Source organism: Paenibacillus sp. J22R3 (assembly GCF_056269305.1).
This window is the reverse complement of record NZ_JBWDNS010000001.1, coordinates 713,306-737,239: the sequence shown is the minus strand read 5'-3', so window position 1 is coordinate 737,239 and position 23,934 is coordinate 713,306. Positions and strand designations below refer to the sequence as shown.

At 44.6% G+C, this 23,934-nt stretch carries 25 protein-coding genes; 6 read left to right on the top strand and 19 right to left on the bottom strand.

The features are described 5' to 3' along the window. The first annotated feature begins 26 nt into the window (after positions 1 to 26). Positions 27 to 545, top strand: a complete 519-nt coding sequence (locus AC0YN4_RS03385) for a nuclear transport factor 2 family protein (protein WP_475835570.1) — start codon at positions 27 to 29, stop codon at positions 543 to 545. A 377-nt stretch (positions 546 to 922) separates the two neighbouring features. Here AC0YN4_RS03385 and AC0YN4_RS03380 read toward each other — a convergent pair whose 3' ends face one another. The 5 genes from AC0YN4_RS03380 to AC0YN4_RS03360 all read right to left on the bottom strand — a co-directional run bounded on the left by AC0YN4_RS03380 (position 923) and on the right by AC0YN4_RS03360 (position 4,144). Continuing rightward, the gene (locus tag AC0YN4_RS03380) at positions 923 to 1,231 is read right to left on the bottom strand and encodes a DUF3298 domain-containing protein (protein WP_475780043.1); all 309 of its coding nucleotides are present in this window, start codon (positions 1,229 to 1,231) and stop codon (positions 923 to 925) included. A 208-nt stretch (positions 1,232 to 1,439) separates the two neighbouring features. Then, entirely contained in the window at positions 1,440 to 2,426 is a 987-nt protein-coding gene (locus tag AC0YN4_RS03375) for an oxidoreductase (RefSeq protein ID WP_475835147.1), read from the bottom strand. Positions 2,427 to 2,680: 254 nt separating this feature from the next. Then, complete coding sequence (locus AC0YN4_RS03370; RefSeq protein ID WP_475780045.1) at positions 2,681 to 2,839, bottom strand: hypothetical protein; 159 nt, start codon at positions 2,837 to 2,839, stop codon at positions 2,681 to 2,683. Between the two features lie 204 nt (positions 2,840 to 3,043). Continuing rightward, positions 3,044 to 3,166 (bottom strand): hypothetical protein, encoded by a 123-nt coding sequence (locus tag AC0YN4_RS03365; RefSeq protein WP_475835146.1) that lies wholly within the window; start codon positions 3,164 to 3,166, stop codon positions 3,044 to 3,046. Positions 3,167 to 3,223: 57 nt separating this feature from the next. Beyond that, the gene (locus tag AC0YN4_RS03360) at positions 3,224 to 4,144 is read right to left on the bottom strand and encodes an alpha/beta fold hydrolase (protein ID WP_475835145.1); all 921 of its coding nucleotides are present in this window, start codon (positions 4,142 to 4,144) and stop codon (positions 3,224 to 3,226) included. Between the two features lie 253 nt (positions 4,145 to 4,397). Between AC0YN4_RS03360 and AC0YN4_RS03355 the strand changes: the two genes are divergently transcribed. Next, positions 4,398 to 5,168: a class I SAM-dependent methyltransferase gene (locus AC0YN4_RS03355; RefSeq protein WP_475835144.1), complete on the top strand. Its 771-nt coding sequence runs from the start codon at positions 4,398 to 4,400 to the stop codon at positions 5,166 to 5,168. A 46-nt stretch (positions 5,169 to 5,214) separates the two neighbouring features. Here AC0YN4_RS03355 and AC0YN4_RS03350 read toward each other — a convergent pair whose 3' ends face one another. From AC0YN4_RS03350 to AC0YN4_RS03315, 8 genes are all read right to left on the bottom strand, one after another. Beyond that, entirely contained in the window at positions 5,215 to 7,740 is a 2,526-nt protein-coding gene (locus AC0YN4_RS03350) for an ABC transporter permease (protein WP_475835143.1), read from the bottom strand. A 53-nt stretch (positions 7,741 to 7,793) separates the two neighbouring features. Further along, the gene (locus AC0YN4_RS03345; RefSeq protein ID WP_475835142.1) at positions 7,794 to 8,477 is read right to left on the bottom strand and encodes an ABC transporter ATP-binding protein; all 684 of its coding nucleotides are present in this window, start codon (positions 8,475 to 8,477) and stop codon (positions 7,794 to 7,796) included. 98 nt (positions 8,478 to 8,575) lie between these two features. Next, positions 8,576 to 9,577, bottom strand: coding sequence for a sensor histidine kinase (locus AC0YN4_RS03340; RefSeq protein WP_475835569.1), 1,002 nt, complete (start codon positions 9,575 to 9,577; stop codon positions 8,576 to 8,578). Position 9,578: 1 nt separating this feature from the next. Beyond that, on the bottom strand, positions 9,579 to 10,262 hold the full coding sequence (locus AC0YN4_RS03335) for a response regulator transcription factor (RefSeq protein ID WP_475780050.1): 684 nt from the start codon (positions 10,260 to 10,262) through the stop codon (positions 9,579 to 9,581). Between the two features lie 91 nt (positions 10,263 to 10,353). Continuing rightward, complete coding sequence (locus tag AC0YN4_RS03330; protein ID WP_475835141.1) at positions 10,354 to 11,829, bottom strand: VanZ family protein; 1,476 nt, start codon at positions 11,827 to 11,829, stop codon at positions 10,354 to 10,356. A 163-nt stretch (positions 11,830 to 11,992) separates the two neighbouring features. Then, a complete protein-coding gene (locus AC0YN4_RS03325) occupies positions 11,993 to 12,214 on the bottom strand; it encodes a Dabb family protein (RefSeq protein WP_475835140.1) in 222 nt (73 codons plus the stop codon). Next, entirely contained in the window at positions 12,190 to 12,315 is a 126-nt protein-coding gene (locus AC0YN4_RS03320) for a hypothetical protein (protein ID WP_475835139.1), read from the bottom strand. The genes AC0YN4_RS03325 and AC0YN4_RS03320 overlap by 25 nt, the downstream gene beginning before the upstream one ends. Before the next feature lie 26 nt (positions 12,316 to 12,341). Next, positions 12,342 to 13,766, bottom strand: coding sequence for an MFS transporter (locus AC0YN4_RS03315; RefSeq protein ID WP_475835138.1), 1,425 nt, complete (start codon positions 13,764 to 13,766; stop codon positions 12,342 to 12,344). Between the two features lie 528 nt (positions 13,767 to 14,294). Between AC0YN4_RS03315 and AC0YN4_RS03310 the strand changes: the two genes are divergently transcribed. Further along, positions 14,295 to 14,624 carry a winged helix-turn-helix transcriptional regulator gene (locus AC0YN4_RS03310; protein WP_475780116.1) on the top strand — a complete coding sequence of 110 codons (330 nt, stop codon included), beginning with the start codon at positions 14,295 to 14,297 and terminating at the stop codon, positions 14,622 to 14,624. Positions 14,625 to 15,308: 684 nt separating this feature from the next. Further along, entirely contained in the window at positions 15,309 to 15,938 is a 630-nt protein-coding gene (locus AC0YN4_RS03305) for a nuclear transport factor 2 family protein (protein WP_475835137.1), read from the top strand. A 362-nt stretch (positions 15,939 to 16,300) separates the two neighbouring features. Here AC0YN4_RS03305 and AC0YN4_RS03300 read toward each other — a convergent pair whose 3' ends face one another. From AC0YN4_RS03300 to AC0YN4_RS03290, 3 genes are all read right to left on the bottom strand, one after another. Then, on the bottom strand, positions 16,301 to 16,747 hold the full coding sequence (locus AC0YN4_RS03300; protein WP_475780056.1) for a cupin domain-containing protein: 447 nt from the start codon (positions 16,745 to 16,747) through the stop codon (positions 16,301 to 16,303). A 35-nt stretch (positions 16,748 to 16,782) separates the two neighbouring features. Next, on the bottom strand, positions 16,783 to 17,502 hold the full coding sequence (locus AC0YN4_RS03295) for an alpha/beta fold hydrolase (RefSeq protein ID WP_475780057.1): 720 nt from the start codon (positions 17,500 to 17,502) through the stop codon (positions 16,783 to 16,785). Positions 17,503 to 18,667: 1,165 nt separating this feature from the next. Next, positions 18,668 to 19,696 carry an aldo/keto reductase gene (locus tag AC0YN4_RS03290; RefSeq protein ID WP_475835136.1) on the bottom strand — a complete coding sequence of 343 codons (1,029 nt, stop codon included), beginning with the start codon at positions 19,694 to 19,696 and terminating at the stop codon, positions 18,668 to 18,670. Between the two features lie 333 nt (positions 19,697 to 20,029). Here AC0YN4_RS03290 and AC0YN4_RS03285 point away from each other — a divergent pair, with 333 nt between their 5' ends. Further along, positions 20,030 to 20,461 carry a MerR family transcriptional regulator gene (locus AC0YN4_RS03285; RefSeq protein WP_475835135.1) on the top strand — a complete coding sequence of 144 codons (432 nt, stop codon included), beginning with the start codon at positions 20,030 to 20,032 and terminating at the stop codon, positions 20,459 to 20,461. A gap of 425 nt (positions 20,462 to 20,886) precedes the next feature. Here the strand turns inward: AC0YN4_RS03285 and AC0YN4_RS03280 are convergent, their stop codons facing one another. The 3 genes from AC0YN4_RS03280 to AC0YN4_RS03270 form a co-directional block, all read right to left on the bottom strand. Next, positions 20,887 to 21,009: a glycine zipper domain-containing protein gene (locus AC0YN4_RS03280; protein ID WP_475780117.1), complete on the bottom strand. Its 123-nt coding sequence runs from the start codon at positions 21,007 to 21,009 to the stop codon at positions 20,887 to 20,889. Positions 21,010 to 21,273: 264 nt separating this feature from the next. Further along, positions 21,274 to 22,164, bottom strand: coding sequence for an alpha/beta fold hydrolase (locus AC0YN4_RS03275; protein WP_475835134.1), 891 nt, complete (start codon positions 22,162 to 22,164; stop codon positions 21,274 to 21,276). A 224-nt stretch (positions 22,165 to 22,388) separates the two neighbouring features. Continuing rightward, entirely contained in the window at positions 22,389 to 22,874 is a 486-nt protein-coding gene (locus AC0YN4_RS03270) for a quercetin 2,3-dioxygenase (RefSeq protein WP_475780061.1), read from the bottom strand. 387 nt (positions 22,875 to 23,261) lie between these two features. Here AC0YN4_RS03270 and AC0YN4_RS03265 point away from each other — a divergent pair, with 387 nt between their 5' ends. Continuing rightward, a complete protein-coding gene (locus tag AC0YN4_RS03265) occupies positions 23,262 to 23,690 on the top strand; it encodes an Lrp/AsnC family transcriptional regulator (RefSeq protein WP_475780062.1) in 429 nt (142 codons plus the stop codon). Positions 23,691 to 23,934: the final 244 nt, after the last annotated feature.

Here is a 23,934-nt window from a genome sequence, read left to right as displayed (position 1 = left end):
CTAATAATAAAAAGGACGTGGATTATATGACAACTCAAGAACTAGTAGTGAAAATTGAAGAACTAGAAGCGAAACTCCAAATGCTGGAGGATATTGAACAAATAAAACAACTCAAAGCGCGGTTTTTCCGGTTTGTTGATGAAAAAAAATGGAAAGAATTTGGTGAGCTCTTTACATCAGACGCTCAATTAGTTTCACAAGGCCAAGATTTCTCTCAGCTCGGAGGTGCAGGTTACGGAAAAATGATTGATGACGTTGTCGGTAAAGCACCAACGGTTCACCACGGCCATATGCCTGAAATTCAAATTGTTGATAAGGAAAATGCGAATGGGGTTTGGGCTATGGAAGATTTATTGACTTTCCCTGACGCGGAGAACGCATATCCGGGGCATAACGGGTATGGCCAATACCGTGAAACTTATCGCAAAGAAAATGGTGTTTGGAAAATCAGTAGCACGGTATTAACTCGCTTCCGTATGGACCCTCTAAAAAATTGGGATCCGAATACAGATCCTGTGACCGGACAGCCTGTAACTAATAATTAAATTGTCTTCTTAACCGTTTGCGGTCTGCTCAAAAACGATGTCATCGGGATTGTCTCGAAAGAAATGATCAATTTAAATCCAGCCCGTTACTTGAGAAACGGCAGCCTTTACCGGCTGCCGTTTCATTTTGTTTAGGTCAAGGATTAGAAACAAATCGGTTTATCCCTAGAAGCTCAGGACGATAATCTCGCGGCTTGCCGCTGGAAATCCAAACATTAGTACGCCCTTCTTAAGTTTTTCACACTGTGCTGTAATTTCTGTTATCATTTCACTCACTTAATCAATCACTCCTCTCGTTGGGCTTAACGAATCATAGTAGTCAGTAGCCTATTTTTATTGATTTTTTGATTTATTGGAGGTGATTGTTCAGCCTCGAATTAAAATTTAGAGAACGGAATGACGAATTCAAGCATCCCTTGCGCATTTGGCAAGATTTCGCCTGGAGTGAAGTAAATGACAACGCCGTTGTGGCTTAAGAAGAAATCACGATTAGCTTCGATCGTTTGGAAAGGCGTCAGCAAAGTTAGCTTACGATCTTTGATTTGATAGCCCATCCGTTCTAAGACGAAACGAAGCGGAAGGTACGTCGTATTGTCTTGCATGATAACGCGAGTGCCGTCAATGATTTGCCCATTTAGAGTAACGGTACTTTTCTTAAAGGCAAAGCCCTTGTGTTGAATATTCACTCAAGTTAACTGACGATACAACGTGTTGAAAGGTTACATTCGTTCTCTTTACAAGTCCTCGATGAGTTTCTTAAAAAAGAAAACGAGCCATTCTCGGACACCTGATGCCCGGAATGACTCGGTTTCTGGACAGAAAGTAGTTTCTCATTGTTTCCCATTTGCTCGAATATCGGTGAGGAAGAACCGATTACTTCCTCGTATTCGTCGGTTACATCGCAAACTTTGAACCAATAAGTTGTTCGCTTAACTGCCATAAACGTTCAGCTGCTTCGGGAGCCATTGCCCACTCAAACACGCCGGGAGTATGTGGGGTATCTGTCATAACCGCTATGTCTCCGTTCTCGCAGTAAACGCCTCCTTTTCCTTCAAGCTGAGGATGGACTGCGCACCATACTAATGTGGCTGCTCCTTCTTGTATCGTTTTAATTTCATCGTTATATTCGCTAAAAGCACGTTCGCCGTGTTCGTTTATCGCACCCATTGCACGTAATTCATCATCCGTTAAATGACGGGCCAAATCCGTCACGATCGTCCCCGGATGAACAGAAAAAGCGCGTACTCCATGAGGTTCTCCGCGCTTGTCCATCGCAACAGCAAATAATGCGTTCGCTGTCTTGGATTTAGCATACGCTAGCCATTTGTCATACTCACGAGTATTGAAGTTAGGATCTTCGAAATCAAAGCTGCTGAGCTGCAGGGCACGAGACGATACAGAAACGATCCTTGCGCCTCTGGCCTTCTTAAGTGCCGGCCATAACCTTAACACAAGCTGAAAATGTCCCAAATGATTGGTAGCCAGCTGGGACTCGAACCCCCGCGCATCGCGAACAAGCGGAGCAGCCATTATGCCTGCTGCATTAATAAGTATGTGCAAGGACCGGTCGGAAGTAAGAAAACGTTTTGCAAACCCATCGATAGACTCCGGATCCATAAGGTCTAAGCGTTCCAGCTCCACACCTGGCACTCCTTCAAGTGCCGTCCTGGCTTTTTCCGGTGAGCGAGCGGGTACGATTACCTTTGCCCCTGCGGTTGCAAGGGCTTTGACTGCTTCAAGGCCAAGTCCTGAATAACCCCCAGTTACAATAGCAATCTTACCAGTCAGATCCTGTCCTTTAATTACCATCTGGGCAGTCGTTCTTGGCCCGAAGCCGGAGAATAGAGGTGTTTGAAGCTCGGAGTGCTTTTGAATCGTCATAGGTGTAACCTCCATGTTCTTAAAATTTAAGGGATAATCTAGGGCTATTCGTGCCTCAAGGACAACTATAACAGCTCTGTTTTTATTTCATAAGAAGGCACTTTTTTTAAATATGCTTTATAAAAATAAACTGCGTTTTAATGTTCGAATAAGGTATTCAATCGGCGTCAGCTTTTTTAATTTAATTTGAGTTCTAGTCTCGTTGTAAAATATAATGCACGATTCGCCTTTGTGCCTCTTCAATACTTCGTAAATTATTCGTTTGTTGTGCCACCTCCATCATTCGTACCCGTGCCGTCAAGCGGACCGGTCGGGTTCGTTTTAATTTGCTGCAGGAGAACATCACCTTGTGTTTGCCACGATTTGAGTGCCTCTTCGACGGATTTCTTCTTCTCTAGCACATCCAGAATCAACGGCTGCGCCAGCTGACGAACCTGGCAGCACAGTCGACAGCGCCATCGCCGATGCCTTCAATACCTGTTTCTTCTTTGATCTTACTTGTTTCTTCATATTATTAATCCTCCAATAATATGCGCGGTTCGATGATGACTAGCGTATCCGGTTCAAATTAAGATGCCATTGCTTTGGCTAGCAAGGAATGCTTGATATGGTTTGTTTTATTTTTTGTTTCTGAAGATGTTGGGTTTGCAGAAAAATGCATTATTTTTGAATAATTCAATTAGAGTTTGAGTAGCTGCTTGCTGGGCCAAAGTTTTATTTTCCAGCTCTCCATCATCCAAAAAGAGCTTCCTCCTATTGGATTCCTTTCTTACTATGATTTCAATAGCTGTATTTAATCAGCGAACCAGGCCCGCGCTAATGACAAATTCACTTATGGCACCGGAAAACGATTCCGGCTTCTCCACATGTCCCATATGCCCGCATTCACTGATGACTACAAGCTGCGATTCTGGAATTGCTGCCGACATCTCGTTGGCCCATCTTGTCCCACAGATGAAGTCATGTTCTCCGACCAAGATGAGCGTTGGTGTCTTGATCGTATTCATGACATCACGCACATCCCAATTCGTTGGTTTTCGATTTGGATCAATGGTTGCGTCTATAGAAGCTTTCCAGTCATCGAAATGCTGAGGCATGTTCCAATAGTCGCCGAAGTAAGCGGGCAGCAGTCTTTGCATGACGCCAAGGAATGAATCTCTGTCATGGATGGATATTGCGCCAGTCCCCATTTCCGCCCAAGCCTGCTTTGCTTCCTGGGCTTCCGGCTGGTTCAACCACCGCTGTGCAAAGAGATCCATTTGCTTGGTCGCTTCAATACCCAAATCTTTCCCATTGCAAGGCGCTCCGTCATAAACGATCAGCCCTGAGAGCTCATTCGGATAATCGATCGCATATTGAAGCCCAACAAAACCGCCATGCGAATGCCCTAGAAAATAACCATCCAGTGCCCCTGCATGCTCGAGCACCTTTCGGGAGAAATAAGCATATTTGGACATACTGTATTCTCCATCCGGCAGCATTCCGGATTGACCTGTTCCGATCGGCTCTATATAAATAGTCGTCATAGACTTCTCCAGCAGAGGCATGCGTAAATAGTTCCAATGGAAACCGGGTCCTCCGGGATGTACAAGACAAATAGGTCCACTGCCTGCAACGTGGTAGGTCTGCCGTATTCCATCGATCATGATTTCGTGCGTACCGGGTGTTAGTGCATCGTTAATTGCCGAATTTAAAGGACTGCTATCTGAATTGTCCATGAACGTACCTTCTCTCTATTGTTTATGGAATACTTTTCTCATGTTCTATTGAACAGGGTCTACTATATCAGGTATAAATGTTCCTCATAAGAGGGCAATTTTTTTAAATATGCTTTATAAAAATAAAGTGGTGCTCTTTGATTCACTAAGTGCATTTGCTTTATTTACAATAATAATTGAGCATGTTATGTTTGCATGGAAGTATCATTTATTGAAACTTTGTTTTATACAATGAAACAAAAGGAGTGATGGTATGGATAAGAAGGAACAGGTGAAAGCCCAATTTGGAGCTAACGCTTCTAAGTATGTCGCGAGCTCACGCCATGCATCAGGCCAAGATTTGAACCTGCTACTCGAGTGGTCCCGAGAAGAAAATGCCGTGCAGGCGCTCGATATCGCGACCGGAGGCGGACATTGCGCCCTCGCACTGGCCTCCGTCGTCGGTGAAGTGACCACCCTGGATATTACGACCGAGATGCTGGAAGAAGCAGAAGCTTTTCTTACCGGGAAAGGATGGACGAATATCAAGTACGTTGTCGGGGATGCGGAGAACCTTCCTTTTGTCCAGGAACACTTCGATTTAATCGCCTGCCGCATCGCCGCTCATCACTTTCCTGACCCCGACAAGTTCGTTCAGGAAGCATGGCGCGTATTGAAGCGTGGAGGAAGCTTCATTCTGATGGACAACATCGCTCCGGAAGCGGATCGGATCGACATCCTCTATAATGATATTGAACAGCGACGGGATCCCAGCCACTTCCGCGCTTGGAAGAAAACAGAGTGGATCCGTCGCATCGAGCTGACCGGTTTCCAGGTGGAACAACTGTTGCAGACAGGCAAGCCGTTCGAATTCGCTGCCTGGTGCGCTCGAATGAATGTCTCTGAGCAGGTGCAGCAAGCGTTGCAATCGGATATGCTGAACTGGTCAGATTCTGATCAGCAGCAGCTTAAAGTCCGTAGCGAGAACGGCAAGCTGCTCAGCTTCGAGGGCAGCTACATGATGTTGAAGGCGCGGAAAAGATAAAGCACATTCAACTTGGAGCTATTCGCAGTTCCGTCCGAGCTAAACCTCACTGGCTCTCCTCCTTCAAAGCATCGATGATATTGACCTTCTTGACCTTGGAACTTGCGTACAACATCGCTGTACTGATGAGGACAAACACTGCAGCGATCATATAAAGCATGCTAATCCATGGAAGGTTAAAACCATAATGGAAACGGTTCATGAATGCTCTATAAATGAGGTACATCAGAGAAATTCCAAGCGGCAACCCGTAAGCCAGCGATTTGATTCCATAAAAAATGCTTTCGGAATGAATCATCTTATTGATGCCCTTGGACGTCATGCCCATCGATCTAAGCATGGCGATTTCTCTTGTCCTCAGAATCAGGCTGGTCGATATCGTATTAAATATCGTTGCGACTGAAATAATCGTGATTAATGTGACAAACCCGTAAGCGAATACTTTAAACAGCAACATAAGCTGTTCATCTCGCTGCCTGGCCTGATATTCATTACGTACGAAAACATGGCTAGCCATCTTTTCGATTTGGTGCTGGGTAACCAGCGGATCTTTACTGTCGAGGAACAGGCTCATGGATTGAACACCGCCGGGACCCTTGAGATGAAGGGATTCTAAGACGACCTCCGACATGACCAGCTTAAGTTTGACGGTGTTCCATGGCAGTGAGACGCCCATCGGCACTCGATCCGTCAAGGCTGCAAACCGCACGCTTGAAAGCTTATCGAATCCGAGTGTAATAGAATCACCCTTCTGAATATCTAGGACCCTAGACGCAATGAATTTATTAGATACACGATCCTCGAACGAGGACGTATTAATAACGATAGCGGATACCTTGTCAGGATTCCGCAAGGATCGAATGTCCGCTCCCGTCCTTTTCGCAAAAGCTTGCAGTTGTTCGTCGCTCAAGCCATTCACTTCCACCGCATATGAATAGTTTCCCGATTGGGCAGGAAAGCCGTTATCGTCGAACCACTTTCGAACGGCTTCCGGCACGAGCGAGGAAGGAATCAAGCTATTGAAGGTATACCGGTGGATGAGACTGAATGCTGTCACATCGCGAAGTGAAACGAACGACTGGACTTGTCTCTTATCCAACGCCGGTCTCTCGACGGAGGGCTCAACCTGCATGTCATAATTGAGGCCTACTTTCGACAGCCGGAATGACTTCTCCAAATTAGCAGTGAAGAACGATACAGATAAGAAGAGCACAATGCTGATCATGAGAGACATGACCACGGTTCGGTAGCGACGATTGTTTCTTTTTAGGTTTTTCAACCCCAATTGAGCTTCAATGCCAAGCAAGTTTCTTACGAGTTTGGAGATTCTGACATCTTCGCCCTTTAGTTTAATATCCTTGGTCTGCCGAAGGGCATCGATGGCGGATATTCTGGATGCTCTTCGTGCGGGAAGATACATCGATATCCCGATCGTTAGTAGGGAGACCGCAACCGTAATCATGACGGATATTGGCGTAACCACAATCGTTAGGTCCTCATTAATGCCGAACACGCCTCGCATGCTTGCATTCACGCCTCTAAACGTAATCGCCATGCCCGCCAACCCGCACAGGAAGCCCAAAGGAATACTGATTAACCCCATAATTGTACCTTCAAAGAAAACAGCGTTCCTCTTCTGCCTCTTCGTCGCTCCTACGCTGGATAGCAGGCCCAAATAGCGGGAACGCTCAGAGACTGAAATTGCGAATGCGTTATAAATCAAAGTAATGGAACCTGCCATGATAATCCCGATGATAATCACGCTTAATGCTAGCAAGGTTGAGTTGGTTTGCGTATTACTAGTCACGCCTGAATATTGAAGCAATGGATCGTTAAAATCCACAAGGTCAACGTGAATTTGCTTCGCCAACGCTGCGGCATGTCCATATAAGGAACGGTCGAGCTTCGTTAGTACTACACTCGCATCCACAGTTTCCGCAGGCCTGAGCGTGTTCTCATCCAAATAAGTGAGAATCGTATACCCGGGAGCTTCTGCGGGCTCTAAGGCAGGACGGTCTATGATGCCCACTATGTTAAAGGTTTCCTGCTTCATGTGGACGAGAGTCTCTACCGATTTTCCATCTTCCATCCGTAACCGGGTGTTTTGCTTCAATACTTCGTGGAGCGAGTTTTCCTTGCTTATATCTTCCCTTTCCCCGACTTGAAGAGAAAGCCTTTCCCCTATCTTGAACGCAACCCCCGCTTTAGTAATAATTTCATTGGATATGACTACCTCGTTAGGATGCAGGGGAAAGCGGCCTTGCTTGAGCTCCATAGGGAAGTTGCTAAAACCTACCTTATTATAGGCTTCGATGTACAAGTAAGGCTTATAAGCATTTTGCGATTCAGACAACGCAGTATAACCGAGGCTTTCGGTCAGAATGACTTCTTTCGTCTTGTTGTCCTTCTCGATAGCCCTTAGTTGATTCCGGGTTACATCATGATACCGCACATGCCACAAACCGTTGTTATCGATCGCTTGCTTCTTCATCAGTTCCTGAAAGGAAAAAAACAAGGTCGCTACCGCAGTTACCATCGCTACGGAGATCATCACGCCTATGACGGTAACCATAGTTCTCCGCTTATTCTGACGGAAGTGTCTTAAGGTTAATTTACTAACAATATTCATCGCCGGAGAACCTCGTCTTTCGCGATCTTCCCGTCTTCGATGGCAATAATGCGATCTGCCTGTAGGGCAATCCGTTCATCGTGCGTGATAACGATCAAGGTCTGTTTATACGTTCTATTCAGCATTTTCAGCAAATCGACAATTTCACCGCTGTTTTTGCTATCTAGGTTGCCCGTCGGTTCATCAGCCAAAATAATTGTCGGATTATTCATAAGCGCCCTGCCGATGGATACGCGCTGCTGCTGACCGCCGGACAGCTGGTTTGGCAGATGGCCCAGTCGCTGTCCAAGCCCTAACAAGCTCACCAATTCGTCGAATTTACGCTTATCGACTTTCTGCTCGTCCAACAGAAGCGGCAGCTGCATGTTTTCCTCCACGGTCAAAACAGGAAGCAGGTTATAGAACTGGTAAATCAATCCGATCTGTCTGCGTCTGAAGATTGCCAATTGTGACTCGTTCAATGTGTATATATCGATATCATCAATGAGCACCTTCCCGCCGGTTGGGCTGTCGACGCCTCCCAGCATATGCATCAATGTGGATTTGCCCGATCCGGACGGACCAACGATGGCGACGAACTCTCCTTTCTCAACTGACAAGGATATATCATCAAGCGCCTTAACGGCGGTATCCCCTCTTCCATATACTTTGGACAGTTGTTCTATTTTCAATATAGGCATGTAAGCTCCTCCAATCATGAATGAATAGATTCAGTATAGCTGTCCAAAGTGACGGTGGAGTGACTACGAAAGTGACGACTTGGTCACTTAAACCGCCACTAAATGATTCGCTTGTAGAACCGGATACGGAACCGGGTTCCCTGACCCGGCTCGCTTGTTACGTAGATGTCGCCATTTTGATTCGATATGATGCTGTGAGCCAGTGACAATCCGATCCCTGCGCTGCTTTCCCCCGCGTCCTTCCCTTTATAGAACCGCTTGAAGATAAGCGGAATTTCTTCCTTTACTATCCCCTTGCCTTGATCTGCGATGACAATCTCCGTGTACAGCGCGTTCTCTGAATAATGAATCATCAGTTCGCCACCTTCCGGCGTATGTTCCACGCAGTTTTTCAAAATATTGATCAACGCTTCCGACGTCCAGTTCAAATCGCCTGTGAAGGATACGCCATCCTCACCGGTTATGGATAAGACTTGTCCCTTGATGTCGATCGGAATCAGGACTGGCTGAATGGCTTTCAGGATCAATTCGCTTGCGCTGATACGGTCTGTTCTGAATCCCACGGTGCCTGCATCGATTTTGGATAGTTTTAGCAGAGAGGACACTAACCAGTCTATCCGTTCCAGTTGAACGCTGATTTTGCGGGTGAACTCGATTCGCCTCTCCTCCGGCATATTACGATCATTCAACAAATCGGTCATAGCCGTCATTGAAGTCAATGGCGTCTTGATCTGATGGGAAATATCCGAAATGGCATTCTTGAGGTAATCTTTATCTTTCAACAACAAAGCGTTCTGTTCGGATAGTCTGACAGTGACTTTGTAAATGTCGTTCTTTAGCAAGCTAAGCTCGCCTTCCTGATTATCTCGAACGTCCAACCCGTAATCGCCATTGCTGATTTGCTGCAAGTAGCTCGCCAATCCTGCGAGCTGCTTATATCTCCATTTCGTAAATATGAGGGAGTAGAAAATAAGAAGCGCAGCGGCCAAGAGAACGATCACCGAAGCTACAGTAGACAACAAAGCTGCTACTGCAGCTAAACTAAGACCGGTCAACGACATCGCCATCACCAAAATGCGAATTTCACGGTTTCGAAGTATCTCAATCACCTGCCTTATAACCTAAACCCCGAATCGTTCTTATGATTACAGGCTCTTTAGGGTCATCTTCGAGCTTCTCCCGCAGGCGCTTGATATAGACGGTTAACGTATTGTCGTTCACGAATTCCCCCGCAATGTCCCAGATCTGTTCCAGTAGTTGATTCCTGGAAAGCACTTGCCCTGAATGGTTTACGAAAATGAGCAGCAACCGATACTCCAGCGCCGTTAATTGAATTTCCCCGCCTTGTTTATATACTTTACCCTCCAAGGTATTTACTCGAATGTCGCCAAGTTCAATAACACTTTTACTTTGAGGAAGCTTCTGGTATCGGCGCATCACGGTCTTGATCCTCGAGATGAGTTCCCTTACCCGGAATGGCTTGGTGATATAATCGTCCCCTCCCATATCAAGCCCCATGACCACGTTCACTTCATCGTCTAAGGCTGTTAGGAAGATCACCGGAATATCCCGCTCCGCCTTGACTATTCGGCATAGCTCATAGCCGTTTCCATCAGGAAGCGTCACATCGAACAAACAGAGTGCCAACTCTCCGGCATGTTGCCTTATTGCTTCCTTAGCCGAAGCGACGTCAAAGCAAAGCACGGTTTGGAAATGCTCCTGCTGAAGGGAATATTCCAAGGCGGTGGTAATCGTCTTATCATCTTCAACCACTAAAATTTTCATGATTTGCACCTATCTCCTTTTGTAGCCTCGATAAATGAAAAGAAGGCCTTGAGGTTAAATCTCTTGGCCTTATTGTCATATTTGGTGAAAATTATACACGAGCCGGGATCTGGCAATAAAATGCATGCTCGAGATCGTTGATATAGCCTTTGAATTCATACACTGGCTGATAAAATCCTTTGGTATCGTACACATAGGTCAGTCCGTACCCATTCACGACAAGCTTGTCACCTTTGTGAAATGACGCGTACATATAGAAATTACCGGATAGAATTTGCTCAAACGCCTGTTTAGGGGAGATGATCTCCAACTTGCGTTCAAATTTGTTCCAAATCATTTGATTAAATAAATCACTCAAAGTACCATCCTTAGCGAACTGCTCCATAATCATGCCAGAAACAAAATCGTTTTCCTTATGAGCGAGATCGTCAGGTGCCTTCGCGTCCCACCGTAAAATGTTCTTGTCTTGCACACTGAATATAGCCTTGGCAGGCAACAGACCGTTATGTGAAAACCATTGTTCCATGTCTTCCCTTAGTAGGGTTACCTGTTTTTCCGAGAGATTTACTCCATCGTCTCCAGTACTGAAGTGCCACCCGCCATCCTTAATCCCATAATTCAAGTCGGCTTGCCGGTCGTTTGATGTTGTGCCCATAAATATACGGTTGTCGTCGCCTCCTCGGCGAATTGCTTGGGAGAATTTCACAGCAAATTTCTCCGAAAGCTGCTCTGCAATATCTTTGCCTCGTTGCAAATGATTGGCATAGATATTCCGGTAAACCGATGCCATGCCTGTGTCCTCAGGCAAGAGCAGTTTATTTTCAATTGTCACTGCATGCATATCCTGCTTCGTTCCGGGAAGGATTGGCATGTTCCCAAATTCCTGCAATTGATACTTCATTAATGCTCCGCCAATCAAAGCACCGAACAAGGCGGGAATCATTACACCAAGCAGAATTGATTTGATCACAACGCGCTTCTGCCTAATACAGACCAGGATCGCCATGACGAAGAAGTACCCGGCCAGACCTCCGACCAAATTATGAAAAATGTCATCCAGTTCAAAAATGCCTTTCCCTGTAATGAGCTGAATAATCTCAATGCTGGCAGTCGTTAACAGAGTAACAAGGCAAGTCATCCAAAATGCCTGCGCTTTGCGCATGAGGATCGGCAGCAGCAAGCCCAAAGGAACGAACATTAGCATATTGAATAGAATCAACTGAAGTTCACTAATGGACCATTTATTCCATGCATTCACATAGCCGCTGAGTAAATCGGCGTTGATATCGCCAGTGAAGCTTGCGCCACGGCTGATTGTAGTTAAGCCCAATACAACTAAAAACCAGCCGACAAGGAGAGTGAGCACGACCCATTGGTTTTTGGTCATACTTCTTTTTCCCCTCAAGACTTTTTTATAGATCAAATAGCTGCCGACCAGCAGCACAAGGATACCTAGGCATCCAATCGAGGCGATGAATGCCCATTTGAGTAGTTCAGAAGAGATCGTAATTAAGTCCATATAGTCATCATTCTCCCTATTCTTTTTGACTTGCTCTTTTCTTGTCATTACTGAGAATTATACGTTCCGACAGTGACTATTGAGTGACTTCTATGTTACTAATTAGTCACTTCAATAGATTGAAGAGAAACTATATGGACTCCACTCTTTCCGATAAATAAAATAACCCCCCGTTAAGGGGGGAGAATTTTGATTGTGCTCATGAGTGAGGTCAATAATCGTAATCGATCACCATGGCACGCGTCGCCTCCCGTTTCCAACGATTCTCCTCAAAATCGTCATGCATCGGATGCGCCGCATACGCCGCATACTCCTCCTGGCTGTCGAATACCATAGAAATTCCGTAATCCATATGGTTATTTGCTTTTAGCTTGAAAGCACGGAATTGCTTTACGCCTGGGATCATAGTCAGTTGCTGCTCTGCATCGCGCATGAATGCCTCGGCAGCATGCTTTGATTTGTATGAACCGAGAATTCGATTAAGAAGCGGACTGCAATGCGCTCATTCGTATTGCGAATGCGAATCCGTGCCATGTGCATTTCCTTCCCCCTTTAGAGTTTTAAACATGCACTTCCTGAGGAACGGCATCTGTAATCTCGCTCTTGCCGCCGTTCATGAACGCAAGAATCAACGCAGCGATCGCAAAACATCCGCTTACGATTAATGCTGTATGGAAGCCCGATAATATGGCCTGCTTTGCAGATTCATTTATTGCCGAAGCGGTAACCGTCGTCGCGATGGTCGCCAAAATAGACAAGCCCAAGCTCCCCCCGAGCTGCAGGAACGTGTTCACGATACCGCCGGCAATTCCGTGCTCTTTAGGTTTTACATCCTGCAAGGAACCCGTGATAACGGCTGTAAAGGACGCGCCAATCGACAAACCGAGCACGATAAAGGCCGGGAGAATAAACGAGACGTAACTTTTATCCATATCCATAGTGCTTAGCCAGAACATTCCAATCGCGTTGATCAATTGCGTGACGATCAGGAGTCTTTGTGCCCCGAACTTACGCATGAAGAACGGCGTGATTTGCGTGACTATGATCGATGCCAAACCAAGTGGCAAGAAAGCCATGCCGGTAGCTAAAGACGAATAACCAAGCTCGTGGAAATACAGCGTCGAGAAATACATGAAGCCGGTCAAATAAGAATACATCAGAAATCCAATGATATTGGACGTGACAAGCGAGCGAAACTTGAACAGACGAAGCGGCATTAACGGATTCTTGGCGTAATTTTCAACCATTATGAACACGCCTACCAGCAATACTCCTGCAATCAACATGGTAATCTTCGCAGCCGACCAGCTGCCATCGACGTCCGGCATGGAGATGCCATAGACCAGAACGAAGATACCAGCCAGTACGGAAATCAATCCGAACCAGTCGATGGATTGTTTTTCGCCCTTTACGGCAGGACTTACTTTCACGAACATTAATCCGATGATGAGCAAGGTTCCGAGCGGCACATTTAAATAGAACAACGATCTCCAGCCAACTGAATCCGTTAGCAATCCGCCGACAATCGATCCGCCCGCAGCTCCCGCTGACCCTAAGGCGCCGAAAATCCCGAAGGCTTTGTTGCGCTGCGGTCCGACCGGGAAATTGTTACTTATGAGTGACATCGCCGCGGGAATGGAAAGAGCCGCCCCGATTCCTTGAATCGCCCTACTGGCAATCAGCCAGACCGGACCAGTCGCCAATGCGCCAGCCAAAGAAGATAACGCAAAGATTGACAAACCCATGATTAAAACGCGTTTTCTTCCAAGCAAATCGCTTGCCCGTCCTCCAATCATCAGAAAACAAGCGAACGTCAGCACATAAGAAGTGACGATCCATTGCAAATCGTTCGCCTGCATGTGAAGCGCCGTTTGAATGGAAGGCAGCGCGACGGTTACGGTCGAACCATTCATAACCTCGATAAATTGGGCAAAACAAACAATAATCAACAACAACATATTCGCTTTCGATATACGATCACTCACTATTTCTCCACTCCTATAGTTATCTATTTATCTATGATGGATCTGAGGAACGTTACATCCGCTCGTCCTGTTTAACCTTGATCATGTAAATTGCATAGCCGATCTTAGGATCCGATGCATGATAAGGGAATGCCCTGAAACGATTTTGCGCAAGATATATCCATAATAAATTATCCTCAATTTGTTGAACGCTTTGGTTAATCTGCAAACGGGAAGAAGTGTTCAATCATTTCCCATAAGGTGTTGGAAACTACAACTCCTGTCGGTCGCTGCGGGCGGTTCGAAAATAAATTTGTGAACTTTTGTCATTTCTAATTCCCCCAATAGAACTGAATAATTGCACGAACTAGGATTTCTGACAGGCTGCAATGCACCTTTTGAATACGGAATGGATAAAAATCCATTTGGTTAGTACTACCAGTGACATTAAAAATGTTATTTAATATACTTAATAACAGTAAGTTTATTTTTTAGTCCAATGCTATAAAAGAAAGCGAGTCGATAACATTGAAATGTTCAAATTTTGATATGCCTTGCATTGAATCGATTTCCGAAGTACTGCAATTTCTTTCAGGAAAATGGACTTTTCTAGTCATTACAGAGCTTCTAAAGGAGCCTCAGCGTTTTAATCAATTGAGAAGAAATTTAGGCAACGTGAATACGAAAGGTTTAACAGATACATTACGGAATTTGGAAGAACATCAAATGATCAGACGGAAAGTATTTCCCTCCGTTCCAGTGACAGTCGAATATTCAATTACGGAAAAGGGAGAGTCCTTCTCGAGCGTATTTACTGAAATTAATCGCTGGAAAACGGAATGGGAATCTTCTGTTCAACCTCAAACGATTGAGGGGTAATGAATCTGTTCGTATTTTGTAATCCGCCGACTCATCCACCCCCTCCTCATTACAGAATCTATCGATTTCTCCAGTTGCCTCCTGCTTAACAGCAACCTTTCCATATACATCTCCGAGTGATTCTCTTCCATTAGCGAATTATGCTCGAATTTCGATAAATGTTGTTTGCCTACATATGCAACCTTCTTCTAATTAGGATTGTAAGTGAGCTTCACTTGCTTCGGGATCAACTATAACAGGCCTTCTTACTTTTCGTAAGAAGGCTATTATTTTAAGTATGCTTTAGAAAAGTAAAGTCCTCCTATCCGGTTTTTGTTGAAGGTTCATAGTCTCTTTCCTTGCAAACGTTGCGTTGGCCCTACTCCATATCTAACTTAACTTCTTTTTCGCCATTCGGACTCTTGACTTTAAATTTCTAAAGCATATTTAAAAAAAGTACGTTCTTATGAAGAATAAGATTACCTGTTATAGTTGACCCCGAGGCAATTGAAGCACAATTACCATCCCAAATGAGAAGAGGTTTTCACACATGTAGGGGAGCGCACAATATACGAATAAACATACCTGTCGGAGGAAAGATACACTTGGGGAGCGATTAATTTAAGGAGTAATTCTGACGGAACTCGTTTTTTAGCTGCAATCAGGAAAATGAATAAACAAAACCCTTACAAAGGACATGATCATATGTTGAAGAAGAAGAAGATTTTTTTTATCAGCGTTATTTTAGGTGTCGTCTTTCTAACAACTATACTCGCGGGATGCTCGTCGCAAAATAATACAAACAAGCAAGCTGCTCAGGCAGGTTTGCAAAATGTTCAAGCGCATCAAGTAGCGAATATCACTGAGCTTGAAGACAAATATCAACGCTTGGAGGATATTGAGCAAATCAAACAATTAAAAGCCCGTTATTTCCGTTTTGTCGACGAGAAGAAATGGACCGAGTTTGGGGAACTGTTTACTTCGGATGCCAAAATCATGTCGGAAGGCGTAGACTATTCCAAAGGCGGGGGAGCAGCATACGGGAAGATGATCGGGGATCTTGTAGGTAAAGCGCCTACGGTTCACCATGGCTATATGCCCGAAATTGAGATGATTGATAAGGAGAATGCCAAGGGTGTTTGGGCGATGGAGGATCTGTTAACCTTCCCTGACGCGAAGGGCGCTTATCCTGGACATCACGGATATGGCCAATATCACGAAACGTATAAAAAAGTAAATGGAGTTTGGAAAATCAGCAGCACGGAACTAACGCGCTTCCGCATGGATCCTCTTAAGAACTGGGATCCGAATACAGACCCTATAACCGGAAGGTAACCGGCGCCTCTATATAAGCGATGAAAAATTACCCCTCTAGACGCTCCAATCGAGCGCTAAAGGGGTATTTTGCATGGCTCCGTCTTGACAAGGACGATTGCTTTTAATGCACTAGAGGCGCCAAGTAAATGACCGGTCATCGACATATTAGAACCCGTAATGACGACCCTTTCCAATTCTGTACTCTCATAAAGGCGCACTCATTTGTTCTCCCATTCAATCAGCATAATAACGCTATGTAAACACGATTATTTCACATCAATCGTTGCATCGAACAAACCGATAAAAAAGCGGGACAAAGCGAAAATAATCCCGCTCTGTCCCGCTCCCCTTAGATTGCTATTTGATGAATTCGCGCTTGATTATTTCAACATCATCGGCGGTCCGATAATTACGGTATCGTTATTCGCCGCAATTTGAACAATTTCTTCAAGAGAATGACGACCGATTTCAGGGAAGAAATCGTCGATCCCACCCGGCGTGAAGATGAACAGCATCCGCCCCGTGTCAGGACCTACGTTAGCCCATGCGTGAGGTACGCCGCGAGGAACCCAGACACTTGTTCCAGCGGTAGCATCGAATTCTTCGTCGCCAACTTGGAAACGAAAAGTGCCCTCAAGAATTTCAAAAGTTTCCTCGCGTTCGTTATGGATATGCTTCGGCGGGCCCATCAGAGACGGTACACGTGCTTCAATAATCGTCATTGATCCTCCAACCTGATTACTGTGAAGGCGTACGGTCATCTTCTCTCCTGGCATTGTGTCGAACCATTCGAGATCTTTAGCGTAATTAACGACTGTTTTATTCATTTTGTCATTCTCCTTTTTTCTAATGTGGATAATTGTTAGGTTAGCTTCAGAAGATTAACCGCCAATTCTTCGCTGTGCGAATAGAATGGCGAGTGGTCCGTGTCCATGGTAATGATTCGTTCACAAGGCGTTCGAGTGTGCATCGCGCGCTGTAATTGGATTGGAATTGCTTTATCTTTCAGCCCTTCAATATATACACGGGGGACAGAACCGAATTTCTCGTCCGACAGCTGTACTGGCGTAACCAACGGTACCAACGGGTCTAGACAAAGCTTTTCTTTTGCAGTCCTGAAGTCCAATTCAGAACATTCGGCAAATAGGTGACTCCGGATCGCTTCATCTCTAAGACCCATATAGGTTTGATCTTCGTCTATGAAGACTGCCGTAGGAGCGTCTTCTCCTAGATCAACGGTTGCGAATACTTGAAACATGGACTGTCCATTCCCCGGAAGAAACGCGCACAAATAAACAAGTTTCTCGATTTTTTCGGGGAAGTATTCGGCTGTCTGGCTGATGACCATCCCTGCCATACTGTGCCCCACTAGAATGACCTTTTCGGATTCCTTATCCAGAATAGCGCCAAGACGATCCGTGTAGCTTGTAAAGTTAATATCGGACATCGGCGTATGATCTTGGCCGTGCCCAGGTAAGTCAAATGCGATTACCCGGTGTCCCGCTTCTTCGAGCATGGGCATTATTTTTTCCCAGCACCAAGCTCCATGCCACGACCCGTGTACCAGTACGAACGTACTCATCACTATCACTCCAATTAGCCTTTATTTCTCTCGAACTCTGCATCGTTATATGGTGAAGCAATCCAACCTTCAGTCTCAACGCACTCGATCTTCAGCTTCAATACGTTCATTGGTATTTCGAATTCTTATTTGAGCCATGTTTATTCCTTCTCTCTTACATCACAGTATTATACGAATTGAACGAGGTCTTCCATATGCCGCCTTGTTTTAGCGCGCCTAGGCTCTTTGGATCGGTAGCCGAATGTCGTCATCACGCTCAAACCGTTTTTTGCTTCGATATCCATCGATAAAGTTCACCTCGCAAGTCGATTTTTGTGTTAATAGGCTGTTAATTGATCTTCAATTGCTGTGGGGTCAACTATAACAGGTATTCATTATTTTCATAAGGAGGCTATTTTTTTTAATTTGCTTTAGAAAAGTAAAGTCACGCTTCATGGCTTGTCGTATCCTGCTGCTTAAGCGAGGTCACTTGGTAATGGGAGAACTTCGGGAGAAGTAGAAGAGAATTTTCTTTGTTCCAAGAACACGAACAAGACAATTTATTAATGCACGTATTATTTGCGGAAAGACAAGTACTTCTTCTGGTCACGGAATATCGATGGTACACCGTCGTTGCTGGCAACACGGTCGATACCCTGGAGACATAAACGACGGTTAGAAGAAACACCATTCCACCGGGTCCTCCTTATCGGGAAGTGTCTTGTCATATGGTTTTGACAAGAACTTTATCCCATAAATGCAAAAAGCCGCGATTTTCGCGGCATTTAATGAGAAAATATTCTTGTCACCTGACAGTCCTCGCGGGTCGACATGACAAGGTGCATCATAAAAGGAAGATGATCAAGCAGGAAGCACATGGCATCGGAGACCGGTTTTCGCCGCGTGAAAATCGCCAAGAACAAGTATGAAAGGAGTCGGAATGGCTGCGATCTCATTAAGAAAGAGTAGTCAAGATCGACTCAGTCGATGGCAGTTGAGGTAGTTGAAGCATAGCAAGTACGCCTATTCCTATATTCTCTTCAATTGACTTTAGAGCGGAGATCATGCAGGTTAAAAAGCGCATAAATTCGTCCGTTAATTCAACGCCCATAGCACGTGAGTTTTTTGGCACCGAACCCAGAATCTAATCTGCTAATTGAAAGCTCTTATCTGGATCAACTCGTTACTAGTTGCGATTGGCGATTTTTCCGGCGAATTGACCATGAAGGGCTTGTTTAAACTGATCCGCTCCCAGAAAGTCATGGGGGAATCCCAGAGGGATGCTACTGGCTTTGGTTAACAAATCCATCTGTTCAGGTGTCAGATCGAAGGTTAGGCAGTTTAAATTATCTTTGATCTGCTTTTCCGTTCTTGCTCCGATAATCGGGATCGTCGTCCCTTCCTGCTGCCTGATCCAGTTGAGGGCTACTTGTGCAGGTGTTCTGCCGATGTCTTGAGCAATGCTTTCAACCGTATCCATTATGGAGCGGTTACTTTCCGAAACACTTTCCCCGGTAAAATCAACCCGTTTCGAGTCCTCTGGTCGGCCTCCTTTGTATTTGCCGGACAACAAGCCACCACCCAACGGAGCCCAGGCGGTTACCCCAATGTCCAACGCTTTTGCCATGGGGATTAAGTCGCGTTCTGCCTCCCTTTGGACCAAGCTGTACGACACCTGCAAACCGGTAAATGGAGTCCATCCCCGCAGTTCCGCCATTGTATTGGCTTTTGCGACAATCCACGCCGGAGTGTCGGATATGCCGATGTACAGAATTTTTCCAGCCCGAACCTGGTCGTCCAAAGCCCGCATTACCTCTTCGACCGGCGTCATAAAATCCCATGCATGCAGCCAATACATATCGATATAATCGGTTTTCAGCCTTTTCAAGCTTGCATCTAGGGACTGAACCAGGTTTTTGCGGTGATTCCCCCCGGCGTTCGGGTCATTTGGATTCATGGTCAGTGAATATTTCGTGGCGATGACAAATTTCTCCCGTTCCGATGCGATAAATTCCCCAACGAATTCTTCGCTATCTCCTCCTGTATATTGGTTGGCTGTATCAATCAGATTTCCTCCTGCATCAACATAAGAGTCAAAGATTTTGCGACTTTCCGTTTTATCCGCTCCCCATCCCCAGCGATCCCCGAATGTCATCGTACCCAAAGCGATGTCCGATACTCTCAATCCACTTTTGCCAAGTAATTTGTATTTCAATTGACTTCACGCTCCCTTTAAATTTAAAAACCAAGTTTTCGTTCCGAGTCGGTAATTTACCGATTGAATAGGACTGCAAGAAATGCATCCAAAACTGAACAAGTTCGATCCCCTTTCATAAACCGCAAGTATTGCCATACGGTTGTATGTTGTTTCGTACAATTCAAATCCTACACCCTAGAGTTTACTCTAGATCAAGTGGTTAATTTTTGAACTCTGTTTCGATGTTCCTGTGAAGGACACTTAATATCTTGGTTTATCGTTTACAATCGAGTATATTCTAAATCATAAAGGACAACATAAACGATTAGCGGAAGGTGGATCATAATCAGAATGAACGAGGAATTTACAATCGGCCAGGTTGCAGAAAAGACGGGGTTGTCCATCCATACCATAAGATATTATGAAAAAGAAGGTATTCTGCCGATCATCAATAGAAACGAAAGTGGAATACGTATTTTTGAATATGAGGATATCCAGTGGATCAATCTTCTAAACTGTCTTCGCAATACCGGTATGCCAATTGCTCAGCTTAAAGACTATGCTGATCTCACTTTAAAAGGCGACCAAACCGGTGAAAAACGTTTGGAAATTCTTGAGAAACAAAAGGAAAAGATAGAAGAACAAGCGAATACTTTGAAGTCTCACATCGACCTGCTCAATCTTCATATGGAGTGGTACCCCAGATTGAAAAAAGAAAATATTCAATTTGATCATGCAATGAAAACGTGGTTGAAGGATGGTAAATTACCTCCTGAACTATAGTGAACTCAAGCGAATTTTATGGTAGTTTAATGCGCTGCTCTCCCAGTCTAATACTTTATTTTCTGAGTCTAGAACTTTATTTTCTCAGTTTATCAAGACCTAGATTTAGGAAAGTCAGATATAATTAAGGGTGGCACAAACATCAAACTCGGGTCCGTTGTTTCCGATATTATGGGCGTCTCATCTAAAGATATGCTTCGTGCAATCAAGTTCTTGTCATCTCCAAATGACAAGAACTTGATTCGATAACTAAAAAAAACCCGCGATTTACGCGGATTTCATTCGGATAATGTTCTTGTCAACCGACACCCCCGTCGTCGTTACTTCAACGGTCACCATATTCGTGGCAACCTCGTCAGTTTCCAGTTAAAGAATGAAATAAATGGTGCCGACATGTGCCGGCACCATTTATTTACTGATCATTTTCAGGCATCCGGTGGATTCTTTTTTATTCTAAATCCACCGAATACTACGCTAAACGCTATTCCAAGACCGATACCAACAGAGATATTATCCATTGCCACGCCAATGGCTACACCAAGGCCGATTCCTAATGCAAGCGCATTTTATGTGACTCCAGTTGTACCCAATGTAACATTCTGGGGAAATTATTCACGCTTCATATTCTTGTCACTCGAACATATATTGTTCTTTTCGTTTTTTAAAAATAGTTTATTTTTCTACACTCCACTTCTGCTAGCGCAATGCCGACAGCTGATCGCTAGTTTTTCCTGTAAATATACCGCTTCCCAGAGTACTTTCGGGAATTTATGGCGACGAGCACAGGTTTTAATTAAGAGTAAATATAAATACTATTTTGAGGCTTGCGAAACAAAATCAATCACTGCTTTTACAAACTCTTCGGGCATCTCCACATGGTTCATATGTCCACCTTGTTCGAACATTACGAGCTGCGAAGCTGGGATTTTCTCATCCATCTCTTTAGCCCAACGCGGTCCGCAGTTAAAATCGTACTCTCCGACTAAAATCAGGGCTCTGGTTTGAATTGTTTCTAACGTATCACGAACATCCCACATATACGGCTTGCGATTCGGATCAACGGAGAAATCCAAACATGCTTGCCACTCGTTAATATATCCTGAATATTTCCAATAATTACCGAAGAAAGCAGGCATCAAGCGTCCCAAAACCTTCAGGATTGTTTCTCTATCCTGCGCTTTTCCCGTAATCATGTCCATCCATGCCCGCTTCGCATCCTGAGCTTCCGGAAGGTCCGCCCAACGCTGGGTGAAAATTTCGAGTTGTTGAACCTGCTCCATTCCAAGATCATGATTCATACACGGAGCCGAGCTGTAAAGGATGAGGCCGCCGAGTTCGTCCGGATAATCAAGTGCATATTGTAAGCCTACGAAACCGCCATGCGAGTGACCTAGGAAAAATGGCTGATGCGCTCCAATATGTTCTGCTACTTTATGAGCGAAGTAGGCGTATTTGGACATCGTGTAATCTCCGTCTGGAAGGTTATCGGAATTTCCTGTGCCCACTGCCTCCAAATAGATAACGGTCATGGATTTTTCTAGTAATGGCATACGCATATAGCCCCAATGAAAACCAGGGCCTCCTGCATGCACAAGACAAAACGGACCTTCTCCCGCAACATGATAAACTTGTCGTATACCATTAATGACGAGCTCGTGCATAGCTGGTGTACCAATTGAAGCTTGAAAGTTAGATAAGGACATGTATATTCCCTCTTTAAGTTCATTTTTAAAAACAAAACAGCCGTACGTAATTCGTATTACATTTGTTCTTTATACACATCTTCGTATAGAAAGTACTGGACTCTTAAACACCGGCCTGTAGCCTATTGTTCCACTAAAGAACCAATAGCCTCCCAGGCCGATTTCATTTTATTTACGGTTATAGGCTGTAAAATTGCCTTTAATTTGGGGTATTATCCCAAAAATTAAAGACCGGGATAAGTAATATGATACTTTTTGGAAACTGATAACAAATTTTGCATGGCCTCAGGAGTAGGTGGCTCTATATGAGTCTCCATCCCTTCTACATAAGGAACGCCTAGTTCCTTCACAAAAGAATCAAATCCTGCAGGGTACGCGGTCACCAGAAACTTAGCTGTATCTGATTTTACTTTGAAAGTGTGTGGAATTCCGCGCGGTGCAAACACATATTCTCCACTTTTCACCAAAATAGTCTCCGTACCTAACGTCATCTCTATTTCTCCATCCAGAACGTAAAAAGATTCATCTTCTTTTTCATGCAAATGCAGTGGAGGTCCATCATCTTTCTTGACGGCACAATGCACCACGCAAAACTCTCCGTTCGTATCGTCCCCGCTTACCAATATTGAATTTACGTCACTAAGAAATAGGAATGTATTTTCTTTATTATTATTTCTATACATCACATTTGCTTTGATTTGATTACTCATCTTTTGCAGGCTCCTTCTTGGTGAGAATTCTTAATGAATCGTATCTTACTAGCCGGCTGATAAGTTCTTACCCGGGGATGTCGACTTGGTCGGTTTATGGCAAGTTTTGTCCGTAATATGTTTCGCGTGACATGGCAATAATGGTTATGTCTGAAAGAGGAGGTTTGAATCACCTTTTATATCGAGCATATCGCATCTCCATCTCTGGTTAGACAAAATATGGATAATGACTTTGGAATAGCCGCATGACTAATAACTTGATGTGCTCACCTCCTTAATGATTAATCTTTAATAATATCAATGATAACGCTAGCCAATGAGTATGGTATATAACTTGATGAATGTATTTAAACGGGTTTACTTACACTTTGAAAGGAGAAGAGCCGAATGGCCAACCAAGCTATAGATGATATTGATCTGAGGATTCTGTATGCGCTCCTCGACAATGCTCTCCTTACCCACAAGGAGATTGGAGAGTTCGTCCATCTCACAGGGCAGGCGGTTGGTGCGCGAATTCGCAAACTGCAAGACTTCGGAGTTATCGAGGGATATACGCTTCGTTGGAATCCTGAAAAGATCGGACTTATCAATCACGCCTTTTTAACCGTGTTCATTTACTCAAATCAATCGCATCAAGCCTTCCGGAGCTTCGTCCAGTTGACTGAGTCTGTGAAAGAAGTGCATCGCGTAGGCGGAGAAGGATGCTATTGGTTGCGCATTCTGACAAACAACAGTTCTGAGCTGAACAAGCTGTTGGAGGAAGTGCTGAGATACGGCAACTATAGGCTGAGTCTATCGATCGAACACGTCAAGTAATCTACTTTCTAGCTTCAGCCCCATCGTACATAACGACGCCAGGCAGCCTTCCAACTTCCTCAGAACTAGTAGGAGAGCCGGCTTTTACTATAATAATTGTTTTTGATTCATGGCAAGCGAGTGCCTCCCGCATTAATATTCCATTCATCACCTTACTTTAATGCCAGAACTATTTTTTTTGTTGTACGCTTAGCTTGGCGAAAAGCAGCGAGAATTACGATGCAACTCGAGTTTTCCCACAAGC

Excerpts from the sequence above, each read along its gene's own strand:
- AC0YN4_RS03385 (WP_475835570.1), top strand. The coding sequence starts at position 27 with ATGACAACTCAAGAACTAGTAGTGAAAATTGAAGAACTAGAAGCGAAA.
- AC0YN4_RS03375 (WP_475835147.1), bottom strand. The coding sequence starts at position 2,426 with ATGACGATTCAAAAGCACTCCGAGCTTCAAACACCTCTATTCTCCGGC.
- AC0YN4_RS03360 (WP_475835145.1), bottom strand. The coding sequence starts at position 4,144 with ATGGACAATTCAGATAGCAGTCCTTTAAATTCGGCAATTAACGATGCA.
- AC0YN4_RS03355 (WP_475835144.1), top strand. The coding sequence starts at position 4,398 with ATGGATAAGAAGGAACAGGTGAAAGCCCAATTTGGAGCTAACGCTTCT.
- AC0YN4_RS03350 (WP_475835143.1), bottom strand. The coding sequence starts at position 7,740 with ATGGTTACCGTCATAGGCGTGATGATCTCCGTAGCGATGGTAACTGCG.
- AC0YN4_RS03345 (WP_475835142.1), bottom strand. The coding sequence starts at position 8,477 with ATGCCTATATTGAAAATAGAACAACTGTCCAAAGTATATGGAAGAGGG.
- AC0YN4_RS03335 (WP_475780050.1), bottom strand. The coding sequence starts at position 10,262 with ATGAAAATTTTAGTGGTTGAAGATGATAAGACGATTACCACCGCCTTG.
- AC0YN4_RS03330 (WP_475835141.1), bottom strand. The coding sequence starts at position 11,829 with ATGACAAGAAAAGAGCAAGTCAAAAAGAATAGGGAGAATGATGACTAT.
- AC0YN4_RS03325 (WP_475835140.1), bottom strand. The coding sequence starts at position 12,214 with ATGCGCGATGCAGAGCAGCAACTGACTATGATCCCAGGCGTAAAGCAA.
- AC0YN4_RS03320 (WP_475835139.1), bottom strand. The coding sequence starts at position 12,315 with ATGGCACGGATTCGCATTCGCAATACGAATGAGCGCATTGCAGTCCGC.
- AC0YN4_RS03310 (WP_475780116.1), top strand. The coding sequence starts at position 14,295 with ATGCCTTGCATTGAATCGATTTCCGAAGTACTGCAATTTCTTTCAGGA.
- AC0YN4_RS03305 (WP_475835137.1), top strand. The coding sequence starts at position 15,309 with ATGTTGAAGAAGAAGAAGATTTTTTTTATCAGCGTTATTTTAGGTGTC.
- AC0YN4_RS03300 (WP_475780056.1), bottom strand. The coding sequence starts at position 16,747 with ATGAATAAAACAGTCGTTAATTACGCTAAAGATCTCGAATGGTTCGAC.
- AC0YN4_RS03295 (WP_475780057.1), bottom strand. The coding sequence starts at position 17,502 with ATGAGTACGTTCGTACTGGTACACGGGTCGTGGCATGGAGCTTGGTGC.
- AC0YN4_RS03285 (WP_475835135.1), top strand. The coding sequence starts at position 20,030 with ATGAACGAGGAATTTACAATCGGCCAGGTTGCAGAAAAGACGGGGTTG.
- AC0YN4_RS03275 (WP_475835134.1), bottom strand. The coding sequence starts at position 22,164 with ATGTCCTTATCTAACTTTCAAGCTTCAATTGGTACACCAGCTATGCAC.
- AC0YN4_RS03270 (WP_475780061.1), bottom strand. The coding sequence starts at position 22,874 with ATGAGTAATCAAATCAAAGCAAATGTGATGTATAGAAATAATAATAAA.
- AC0YN4_RS03265 (WP_475780062.1), top strand. The coding sequence starts at position 23,262 with ATGGCCAACCAAGCTATAGATGATATTGATCTGAGGATTCTGTATGCG.